General features: G+C 61.8%; 9 protein-coding genes. 4 read left to right on the top strand and 5 right to left on the bottom strand.

Annotated elements, in window-relative coordinates; all coding sequences use genetic code 11:
• Positions 1-2: 2 nt before the first annotated feature.
• The 3 genes from BI347_RS18320 to BI347_RS18310 form a co-directional block, all read right to left on the bottom strand.
• Entirely contained in the window at positions 3-1,568 is a 1,566-nt protein-coding gene (locus BI347_RS18320) for an amino acid adenylation domain-containing protein (protein WP_071114931.1), read from the bottom strand.
• Positions 1,569-1,724: 156 nt separating this feature from the next.
• Positions 1,725-2,888 (bottom strand): acyl-CoA dehydrogenase family protein, encoded by a 1,164-nt coding sequence (locus BI347_RS18315; protein ID WP_071116663.1) that lies wholly within the window; start codon positions 2,886-2,888, stop codon positions 1,725-1,727.
• Positions 2,881-3,132 carry an acyl carrier protein gene (locus BI347_RS18310; protein WP_071114929.1) on the bottom strand — a complete coding sequence of 84 codons (252 nt, stop codon included), beginning with the start codon at positions 3,130-3,132 and terminating at the stop codon, positions 2,881-2,883. The genes BI347_RS18315 and BI347_RS18310 overlap by 8 nt, the downstream gene beginning before the upstream one ends.
• A 1,011-nt stretch (positions 3,133-4,143) precedes the next feature.
• On the opposite strand from BI347_RS18310, the gene BI347_RS25045 reads away from it, so the two are divergent.
• Complete coding sequence (locus BI347_RS25045; RefSeq protein ID WP_158020815.1) at positions 4,144-4,311, top strand: IS3 family transposase; 168 nt, start codon at positions 4,144-4,146, stop codon at positions 4,309-4,311.
• Between the two features lie 454 nt (positions 4,312-4,765).
• Here BI347_RS25045 and BI347_RS18305 read toward each other — a convergent pair whose 3' ends face one another.
• Positions 4,766-5,416, bottom strand: a complete 651-nt coding sequence (locus BI347_RS18305) for a TetR/AcrR family transcriptional regulator (RefSeq protein WP_083339036.1) — start codon at positions 5,414-5,416, stop codon at positions 4,766-4,768.
• Positions 5,417-5,542: 126 nt separating this feature from the next.
• Here BI347_RS18305 and BI347_RS18300 point away from each other — a divergent pair, with 126 nt between their 5' ends.
• Together BI347_RS18300 and BI347_RS18295 are read left to right on the top strand one after the other, a co-directional pair.
• The gene (locus BI347_RS18300) at positions 5,543-6,592 is read left to right on the top strand and encodes an MDR family NADP-dependent oxidoreductase (protein ID WP_071116661.1); all 1,050 of its coding nucleotides are present in this window, start codon (positions 5,543-5,545) and stop codon (positions 6,590-6,592) included.
• Positions 6,593-6,663: 71 nt separating this feature from the next.
• The gene (locus BI347_RS18295; protein ID WP_071116660.1) at positions 6,664-7,176 is read left to right on the top strand and encodes a DinB family protein; all 513 of its coding nucleotides are present in this window, start codon (positions 6,664-6,666) and stop codon (positions 7,174-7,176) included.
• Between the two features lie 147 nt (positions 7,177-7,323).
• Here BI347_RS18295 and hflX read toward each other — a convergent pair whose 3' ends face one another.
• The gene (hflX, locus tag BI347_RS18290) at positions 7,324-8,712 is read right to left on the bottom strand and encodes a GTPase HflX (RefSeq protein WP_071116659.1); all 1,389 of its coding nucleotides are present in this window, start codon (positions 8,710-8,712) and stop codon (positions 7,324-7,326) included.
• A 173-nt stretch (positions 8,713-8,885) separates the two neighbouring features.
• Between hflX and BI347_RS18285 the strand changes: the two genes are divergently transcribed.
• On the top strand, positions 8,886-10,145 hold the full coding sequence (locus BI347_RS18285) for a DEAD/DEAH box helicase (RefSeq protein WP_193430966.1): 1,260 nt from the start codon (positions 8,886-8,888) through the stop codon (positions 10,143-10,145).
• Positions 10,146-10,286 lie beyond the last annotated feature (141 nt).

The raw sequence follows: 10,286 nt of genomic DNA, 5'->3' as shown, positions 1-10,286 counted from the left end.
AGCTACGCCAACGCCTCGATATCGGTAAAGAACAACTTGCGCATGGTCGCGGCAATAGCCTTCCTGTCCAGCTTCCCGGAGCTGGTTCTGGGAAGCTTGCCGGTTTGCCAATAGCGGGCCGGCAACATATAGGCCGGCGTCTGCGCGGCGAGAAAATTGCGCAGATCCTGCGGATTGAGCGCTTCTTCCCCGGCGACGATCGCCGCGACCAGCCATTGCTGCGCATCCTCATCCTCGACCACGCAAGCTACCGCCTCGGTGATGGCGCCATGGTTGAGCAGATGGTGCTCTATCTCTCCCAGCTCTATGCGCAGGCCGCGCAACTTCACCTGGGTGTCCTTGCGGCCCCGACAGAAGAAGCGCTTTCCATCCTCGCGCCAGCCCAGATCGCCGGTCAGGTATATGCGCTCCTCCAGTTTCGGGTGCAAGACAAATGCCTTGTCCGTCAGGTCTTGCCGGTTGAAGTAACCGTCGGCCAGACAGATCCCGCCTATGGCGATCTCTCCGATTTCCGAATCGGCCTTCAGCTCCCGGGTATCGGGATCTACGATGTACAACCGGCACCCGGCAAGCGTCTCGCCGATGGGGATGACGCTGGGCGCCGGCTCCGCGCAATCGTAAAAACTGACGTCGATGGCCGCTTCAGTAGGGCCGTATAAATTGGTCAGCAGGCAGCGCGAGCCGAATGCCTCCTGGAATTGCTCCACCAGGCTGGCCGGCAATGACTCTCCGCTCACATACACCTTGCGCAGCGCCACCAGAGACAGCGCACTGTGCTGCAGTTCCTGCAACACCGGCTTCAACAGGCTGGGAACGAAATGCACCACGGTTATCTTTTCGCTCTGCAGCGCCGCCACGATGCCCCTGGGGAACGACTCCAGACCGGTTTGCAACAGGTAATGGCTGGCGCCGTTCAGGGCCGGCAGAAAAAGCTCCCACAAAGACACGTCGAAGGTCAGAGCGGTCCTTTGCAGGATGATGTCCGCCGCCGTCATGCCGCTGTGGCTCTGGTGCCACTGCAAGCGGTTGATGAAAGCACCGTGATTGACCAGCACACCCTTGGGCGCGCCGGTGCTGCCGGAGGTGAAGATCAGATAGGCTGCGTCCGAGGCCCGCAGCCTAGCGGCGTTGTCGAAGGCGCGCTCAGCCGCAGGGGCGCTGAATATTTGCTCCAGCTGTTCGCCGCGGATCAATGCCAGGTCAGGGGCCGCCCGGATGAAATGCTCCGCCTGCGCTCCGCTGCAAAAAGCGATGCGGCATTGCGCGGTTGCAAACATCGAGGCCATCCGGGCCAGCGGCGTTTTCGCATCCACCGGAAAATAAACTCCTCCGGCAAGCAGCACCGCATAGGCAGCCACCAGGAACTCCGGGCTGCGTTCGAGGCCGATGGCGACGCAATCGCCCCGGCTCAGGCCGCTTTCATCCGCCAGATAACGAGCCAGCCGCCTCGCCCTTGCGTATAACTCGCCCCAGGATAAAGCGTTGCCTTTGCCCCAGCGTATCGCCGGGCTCGGGTTGTCTCTCGCCGTGCTTTCGAAAAAATCAGTAATCAGTCGACTGGTTTCCATGACGCCGAAGTCCTCGGATTGCCGCTTTTATCTCTGTCAAACCGCATTGCCGGCAGACACCGGGCAATAGCAAGCCGCACAAGCGCTTGAAGCTAGAGGCTTGGAGGAGCGGCTTGACGTGGATGGATTGCTTAGACGTGAATTGCGCGAAGCCGCTTACAAAACAGCCTGAGGCGCGCCGTGGCTGTACCGGTTGCATACCTCCTTGCCGATCAGCATTTTTTGAAGCTCATTGCTGCCCTCGACAACCTGCAGTATTTTCGCGTCCCGATATAGCCGGCTGACGCCATTGCCCTCATCGCAGCCATGGCCGCCATGAATCTGCACGGCTTTATCCGCTGCGGCGCCGGCCTCCCGCGACGCGAAAAGCTTGGCTTGAAGAATCTGCTCGAGCGCGTCCTCCTCCCTTGCCTCCTTGGCCTTGGCCGCGGATAGGCAAATGAGTTGGGAAGCAAGCAGACTGCCGGACATTTCGGCCAGATAGCCGCGAATGATGCCCTGGTCCGCGAGCAGCGAGCCGAAGGTGGAACGGGAGTTGGCCCTGCGCGCCGACGCCGCCAATGCCGCTTGCTGAATCCCGACCGCCGCCCAGGCCACGCTGATGCGGCCGTAATCCAAAGCGCCGGTGGAAATGAGGCTTTGTCCGAACCCTGGCTTGCCGACGATATTGGCTTTGGGAATCCGGCAACCGTCAAAATCCAGCACCGCCAAATAAGCGCTCTTGAAACCGAGCATGTTTCTTTTGGCGGTTACGGTCAGCCCTGGCGTGTCCTTAGGCACGAGAACCGCGGTATCCAGGCCCTGATACTTGCCGAACACCAGAAACAGATCCGCGATCTGGGCAAAAGTAATCCAGGTCTTTTGCCCCTGAACAATCAAATCATTCCCGTGTTCTTCAAATCGAGTCGACAGATTCTTGGAGTCGCCTCCGGCGGAAACCTCGGTCTGCGCGAAGGCGCCGATGATTTCCCCTTTAACCAGCGGAGTCAGGAAACGTTGCCTCTGCTCTAGCGACCCCCAAGATTCGATGGTTTTCAACACCATGGAGTGGACATTTAGCAAACCGGTGAGGGAACCACTCCCGGCGCCGATCGCCATATTAAGCAAGCCAAAAGTAGTGGGATCGAACCCCAGGCCGCCGTTTTCCTTTTTCGCCAGGCCACCTAACCAGCCATTGACGCCCAGCTTGCGTACCACCATTGCCGGAGTGGCTTCCTTCAGGTCCCATTCATCGGCATAGGGAGCGACTTCAGCGGCTGAAAAGCTCTCGAACTGCCGCAGCCATGCGCTTTGCTCAGGCGATAAAAAACGATCAAGCATTTACCGCCGCCTTTTTGTCCAGGAAACTGCAAATCGCCTGAATACTGGAAAAATTGGCGGTATCAAGATCGTCGATTTCCACCTTGATCTTGAAATTCTTCTCGAGAAAGGAGATAAGCTGAATAACAGCCAGGGAATTAACCAAGCCTGTTTCAAAAATATTGATCGACTCATCCAAATCCTGCTGCCCAGCAAGTTTGCACAGGTATTCAGACACTAGATTTTTACGCGCAGATACGTCCATCACTATTTACCATTCCCTTTGCGAGCTTACACTCCACTGGTTCACTCCTTGCAGAACCGTCCTGGGTCGCCAAGTCGATTTGCGCCAATACCAAATTTAATGCCAAAAGCATAATACTTCAGGCAAAAGCATACAGTACCGATCATGACATTGACAATATATTTAATTGGCAATTTGCACAGTAAAAATTCACTCATTTGGTGTGAAACTTTCACGCACTCATGCTTTATCGCAGGCCATCCGCATGAATCGCGCCCTCCTCCCCAGACACCCCGAGAGCCTTACTCAAGACCTTGTCAGGAGGTGTTATGAACAAGCCGCAACCTGCCGAAGAACTCCAAACTGAAACCGTCAAGCAGATCACGGCGCGCGGCTGCCCCGCCGCCAACGGTGGCGGCTCGCCTCGGCGCACCCACCTACCGCGTGCATCCAACGGTTGGATGCGCCATGTCCCCAAGCGAGTCCCCCTAGCGCGACGGTAGCTTAGCAAGCTGAAATCTGCCGACTCAAAGCTGAACTGAAGCCAGTGACCAAGGAGCGCAACGTCCCTCCAAAAGGCTGCTACATATTTTGCCAAGGGGTCTGGATAAGACATGCCTTCCCCCATGCTCACGAACCGCAACTCCCCACTCGGCGCGGTGTCGAGCCCTGTCCATGCATCCCCGTGACTCTTGCGCCGGGAAGATTGCGCCGCACTCGATGCTGGGGCAGGAAACAATTACTTGGCCATATCAGGCAAACCTGACTGGACAGCGGCGGGGGCTATGGAGATCGCAAGCGCATGATGATTTGAAGGCGCAGAGAGAGGTGTGCGGTAAACGCCGCGTAGCGCAGTTGATAAGCCAGAAAGGCTTGCGCTGACCGACTGCCATCGACGCCCCAAGCCGCCCCTCGGTGGTGGCGCCCAGTCATCTATAGCGCCTGTTTACGGCGGATGCGCCGAATCAAGTCTGGCTCACCAATATCGCCGCCCCGCGCCCACAAAGGCATGAGCCATATGTGGCAACGGCCATGACATACGGTATAGAAAATATCTTCCGGATGCCCAAGCGAGAGCATATCAAGGACAAAATCTATCAAAGCCGGAAAAAGGCTCATCGGAATATCTTCGATTGCATCGAGTGGTTCTACAACCTGAAACCTCGGCGCAATTACGCAGGCGGGCTGGCCCCGGTATAAATTGAGAACTAGTATTTTCACCGGCGCCAAAGAGTCTAGGGAAGCTTGAGCGATTCAATCTTTTTCATTGGCTCTGACTCTCCACGCGATAACGCAGCGCGTCTACCAACAGAGAAAACGCTTACGAGGCTTGTCGGCGATTGGGGTAGTAGAGTTGGGCCCGGAAAGGTCGGGCGCCAGCCCTCCAACACGGGCACCAGACAGCCTGCGGCTGTATCGGATAGGCCATTTGCTGCGGCAACAGAACCACGCCAAATCCGACCAGGGCCGCCCGCAGTTTTGGCGTGCTGTTTTGGCCCGGCGCTTGCACGCCGGGCGAGCTCAGGCAAACTCGCCCTGCAGCCGGATCTGTGCCGGGGAAATTCCGATGCTGCGGCCAGGATACTGAGCGAAGCCCGGCTCGAGATGATGCGCCAAGCTTGCCAAGGCGTACGAAAACCTCGGCCAGCGCAGACTAGCGCTTGCTTTCCGCTCCCTGCGGCGACACCAGCTGCGCATCACCGCCAGAACTGGCTCCCGATCGCTCGCGCAAATAGGCCCGAACCAGGCAAGCAAGCTCCTCCCTTAGCCCCAGCGATCCAAGCTCACCGCGCCGCGCGGCGGCATGGACCACGCCCTCGACGGCAGCCGCAAGCACGCGCCCCGCCACCTCGTCGCGCACGCTATCGTGCTTGCCCGAACCGGCGGCGACGACAGCGCGATAACGGCGCTGATATTCCTGTTCAAATGCAGCGAGGTTCGAGCGCGCCGCCAACGGGACTTCGTCCAATAACACCTTGTGCAAGGCGTGATCGACCGAGTGCGCCGCGACAACGCCGTCAATCAGGCGCGCCACCCGTTGATCGAGCGTCGCCGACGCCTCCCAATCGCCCGACACCGACAAGGCGGCGAGCACAGCGTCGAGGTGGCGCTGCCGGATGGCTTCGGCCAGCGCGAGCTTGTTCGGGAAATACTGATAGAGCGAGCCGACGCTGACTCCGGCGACCGCCGCCACTTCGTTGGTGGTGAAATCCGCCCAGCCACGGCTGCCCAAAACGCGAGTCGCCGCTTCGATGATGGCGTCCACCATCGCGCGCGAACGCCGCTGCCGCGGCGATTTGCGCATGGTCCCGGCCTGCGGGGGAACGCGAGTATCCAAAAGCGAAACTCCAGATGAAAATACGAATATACGCTCGCATTAAATCGAACGGCAAAAAAAGCGCGTTTTCCGTTTCAACTCAAGGACATCGCCATGACAACCTTACCCCAGACATCGCGCGAAGTCAGGCTCGCCGCCCGCCCGAAAAGCATGCCGCGGCCGGAGCACTTCACCATCGCGGAAGCAGCCGTGCGCCAACCCGGCCCGCACGAGATCGTGGTGCGCAATCGCTGGTTCCGCGTCTCGGTCTCCACCCGCACCATGATTCGCGAAGGCGCGGAAAACATCAAAGGCATCCCGTTTCCCGCACTCAATATCGGCGACACGCTGGCCGACGGCGCCATCGGCGAAGTCGTCTGGGCGCCGCCAGAAAGCGGATTCCAACTGGGTGATCTGGTTTCCCATGCGCTTGGCTGGCGCGAGTATGCGACGGTAACGATCAGCGGATGCGCGCCGCTGCCCGATGAACGCATTGATCCGGCCGCCTATCTTGGCCACGGTGCGACAGCTTACGCGGCGTTGACGGGCGGCGTTCAGGTCCAGCCCGGCGACACGGTCTTCATTTCCAGCCGCGCCGGCGCCATCGGTTCGATGGCCGGGCAAATCGCCCGCCGGCTCCGCGCAGGACACGTCGTCGGCAGCACGGGATCACGCGACAAGGCGGCCTGGATGCAGGCCGAGCAGGGTTACGACGCGGCCGTGGTTCGCGATTCCGGACCGATCGCGCAACAGTTGGCCCAAGCGGCGCCGGAAGGCATCGATGTCTTCGTCGACATGGTCGGCGGCGAACAATTGCGCGCGGCGGCGGCTATCGCGCGCGAGGGCGCGCGCTTTGTCCTGCTCGGCGCGTTGACCGCCGAATTCGATGCGGATGAAGCCGGGATGAGAGCCCCGGTCATGCTCGATTCTTTTGCTCTGATCATCAAAGGCGTGACCGTGCGCGGTTACAGCGCGTGCGTCGAAGACCCGGGCTTCATCAAGGAATGGTTAGCACGGCTCGCCGAATGGCAACGCGGCAGCGGAATGCATCTGGCCTGCTCGAAGTTTTCCGGCCTCGAAAACGCGCCGCGCGCGCTGCACGAGGCATGCGTGGGGCGGCTAACAGGCGTGGTTCTAGTCGAGCTGGGACCGCACAACCGATAAAGCATGACGCGGTGGATCCGCATCGCCGCAAGGCTCTACGCGATATTCAAAACACGATCGGAGAAACCACAATGAGTGCGCAAACGCTTTTGCTCTCCCTATTCCGCTACAAAGCCTGGGCCGATGAAGGGCTGACTGCCGGCTTGACCGCGCTTGGCGAACGGTCCGCACACGCCGAGTTCCGCACGGCGATCCGCATCCTCAATCACGCCCATATCGTCGACCGAATTTTCGCCGCGAATCTGCAACTGACGCCGCACGCCTATGCCGCGACCGATCCCGACGAAGCGCCGAAACCGGACAGCCTGTTCAAGGCCGTCAAGAAAACCGATCAATGGTATATCGGCTATATTGCGCGCCTAGACGAGGCGGAGCTCGCGGCGATGATCGAGTTTCCCTTTAGCGACGGAATGCCGGGGCGGATGTCTCGCGAGGAGATGCTTGGCCATATCATCGCCCACGGCGGATACCATCGCGGCGAAATCGGCCGAATCATGACGCAACTCACCCGCTCGTCGCCGCGCGACACCTTCACCGGCTACCTTCACGAAACGGAGCCCGCGCGCCGCGAACGGATGCGCTGACTGGCGCCGCTCCCGGCCAGGATAATCGGCGACTCCCAGACCGGCGCGCGGCGCAATCCAGATCCGGGCTCCCGCCCGGCCATAAAAAAACCCGAGCGATCCGGCTCAGGCTTTTTACCATTACGTTGCGCGGCGTGCGGCCGGGCTTCAGACTTCCCAGTATTCCTTTTCCCGCCCCTGCGAACCGGGGTTGAGCTGCTCGCGCAGGCGGCGCAGTTTTTCCGCCTCGCCGCGCACGCGGAACCAGCTGCCCTCTTCCTCGGCGCGCTCTTCCAGCACCTGGCAGTGGCTGTAGATTTCACCACGCAGCTGCTGCGCCGACCACGGCAGCAGCAGTTCGTCTTCCACCAGGTCCTGCTGGAAGAAGGATACGATGGCGGCGCGCAGGCTGGACACTTCCTCGGGACGGCGCGCGCTCATCACCACGCAGCCCGGGTAGCGTTGCTGCAGTTCGGCGGTCCAGGCAAGCTGCGCGGCCTCGTCGCCGACATGGTCAATCTTGTTGAACACGCGGATGCGCGGCACCTCATCGGCGCCGATTTCGCGCAGCACCTCGTCGGTCACTTCCAGCTGGCGCTCGAAGCCGGGGTCGCTGGCGTCGATCACATGCAGCAGCAGCGACGCATCCAGCGCTTCTTCCAGCGTGGACTTGAACGAAGCCACCAGGCCGTGAGGCAGATTCTTGATGAAGCCCACGGTATCGCTGACCAGCACGCGCGGCACGCTTTCCGGGTAGATGGCGCGCACCGTGGTGTCCAACGTGGCGAACAGCTTGTTGGCCACCAGGACTTCGCTGCCGGTCAGCGCCCGCATCAGCGTCGACTTGCCGGCATTGGTGTAGCCCACCAGCGACACCCCGGCCAGGCCCTGGCCTTGGCGCTCCAGGCGGCGCGCGCGCTGGGTCTTGCGCTCCAGTTCCATCGCGACGATTTCGCGTTGCAGCTCGGCGATGCGGTCGCGCACCTTGCGGCGGTCCAGTTCGGTATGCGATTCGCCCGCGCCTCGACCGCCCATGCCGCTGCGCTGACGGCCCTGCGGACCGGCCAGCTTGGCGGCTTCGCGCAGGCGCGGCGCCATATAGCCGAGACGGGCGATTTCCACCTGGGCCCGCGCCGCGCGCGAGCGGGCGTTGCGATGGAAAATCTCCAGGATGACCATGGTGCGGTCCATCACTTCGCAACCGACAGCCAGTTCCAGATTGCGCGCCTGCGACGGCGAGATTTCATGGTCCACCAGCAACACGTCGATTTCTACCGCGCCGGAGTCCAGCACCTGCGGAATGTCTTCCAGTTCGTCATTGCGGATGCCGCGGTTGACGAACATGTTGATTTCTTCCAGCTTGCCCACGCCCAGATAGGCGGTGCGGTCGAAGCTGTTGCGCTTCTGGACAAAGGTCTGCACCACCTGGAAACCCAAAGTCTTGGCCAGTTCGCTCAACTCGGTGAGCGAGGCCTCGAACTCGACATCGCTGACATCCGGCAGCTGGACCGAGGCGACAAGGGCGTAGCGGGGCTTCTCTTTGACTTCTGTTTGCATGTGCAGATTTGCTTTATTTTAGTGACGAACCAGGATATTACTCGCAAATGGCGCTTCCCGCTGGCAAGTTGAACGGCTGAACCGCCATGTACTCCTTGACCGCGCGGCTGGCGCGGCCGATACTCCTGCCGCCTCCGGCCTCAAAGCCCTCACTCTTTACTCTATCCCCATTCATGCCATTCACCTCTCTGGGCCTGCAGCCCGACCTGGCCCAGGCCGCCTCAAGCCAGGGCTACATTGCCCCCACCGCCATCCAGAGCGCGGCCATTCCCGCCATCCTGCGAGGCAGCGATGTGCTGGCCACCGCGCAGACAGGATCCGGAAAAACCGCAGCCTTTTGCCTGCCGCTGCTGCAGCAATGGCTGGTAAACCGCCAGACATCGCCGCGCCAGCCCCAGGCGCTGATCCTGCTGCCCACCCGCGAGCTGGCGGCGCAGGTCGGCGCCATCCTGCGCGATCTGGCCCAGGGCCTGCCGCGGCGCGCGAAGGTGGCCGTGGTCTTCGGCGGCGTCTCCATCAAGCCGCAGATGATGGCTCTGCGCGGCGGCGCCGACATTGTGGTGGCCACGCCCGGCCGCTTGCTGGATCTGGTCGCGCACAATGCGCTGAAGCTCTCCTCCGTCAACGCGCTGGTGCTGGACGAGGCTGACCGGCTGCTTGATCTGGGCTTCGCCGAAGAACTGGGCAGCCTGCTGTCCTTGCTGCCACCTTATCGGCAAAACCTGATGTTCTCCGCCACCTTTCCGCCCGCCGTGCGCGCGCTGGCGGAGCAGTTATTGCGCCAGCCGCTGCGCATAGACATTGAGCAGACCGCAGCCACCGCGCCGGATATCCGCCAGCGCGCCATCGAGGTGGACGCCTCCCAGCGCACCATGCTGCTGCGCCATCTGCTGCAGACCCATGATTGGGACCGGGTGCTGGTGTTCGTCGCCAGCCGGCAGGCGGCCGACCGGGTGGCAGGCAAGCTGCAGCGCGCCGGCATCCGCGCCGCGGCGCTGCATGGCGATTGCGGCCAGGGACAGCGCGGCCAGGTGCTGGCCGATCTCAAGACCGGACAGTTGCAAGTCCTGGTGGCTACCGACGTGGCCGCCCGCGGCATAGACATCGCCCGCCTGCCGGTGGTGGTAAACTACGACCTGCCGCGCTCGCCGGTGGACTACACTCACCGCATCGGCCGCACCGGCCGGGCCGGCGCCAGCGGCGAGGCGATCAGCTTCGTCAGCGCCGACTGCGCCGCCCATTTCCGATTGATAGAAAAGCGCCAGCGGCTGCGCTTGCCGCGCGAACGGATTGCCGGTTTCGAACCGGCCATCACCGCCCCCGCAGCCGTGGAGCAGGTCGGCAACGGCGGCGTCAAAGGCAAACGCAAGAGCAAGAAAGACAAGCTGCGCGAAGCCGCCGCCAGGCAGCAGGCGGACGACAGCCAGGGCTAGCCAGGGCGGCCGCGCTCAGCCAACTCCGTCATCCGGGCAACCCGCATCCAGCGGCCGCCTGGAAACCTGACTGCGCCATGGCCCCTCCGGCTGCGACTGGCAACCCCACCACCGACTGCGTCGTCTCCTTGGCAGCCACCG

The sequence above is a fragment of the Chromobacterium sphagni genome, assembly GCF_001855575.1.
Lineage (GTDB): Bacteria > Pseudomonadota > Gammaproteobacteria > Burkholderiales > Chromobacteriaceae > Chromobacterium > Chromobacterium sphagni.
The sequence above is the reverse complement of the archived record's forward strand: the minus strand, read 5'-3'. Positions and strand labels throughout refer to the sequence as shown.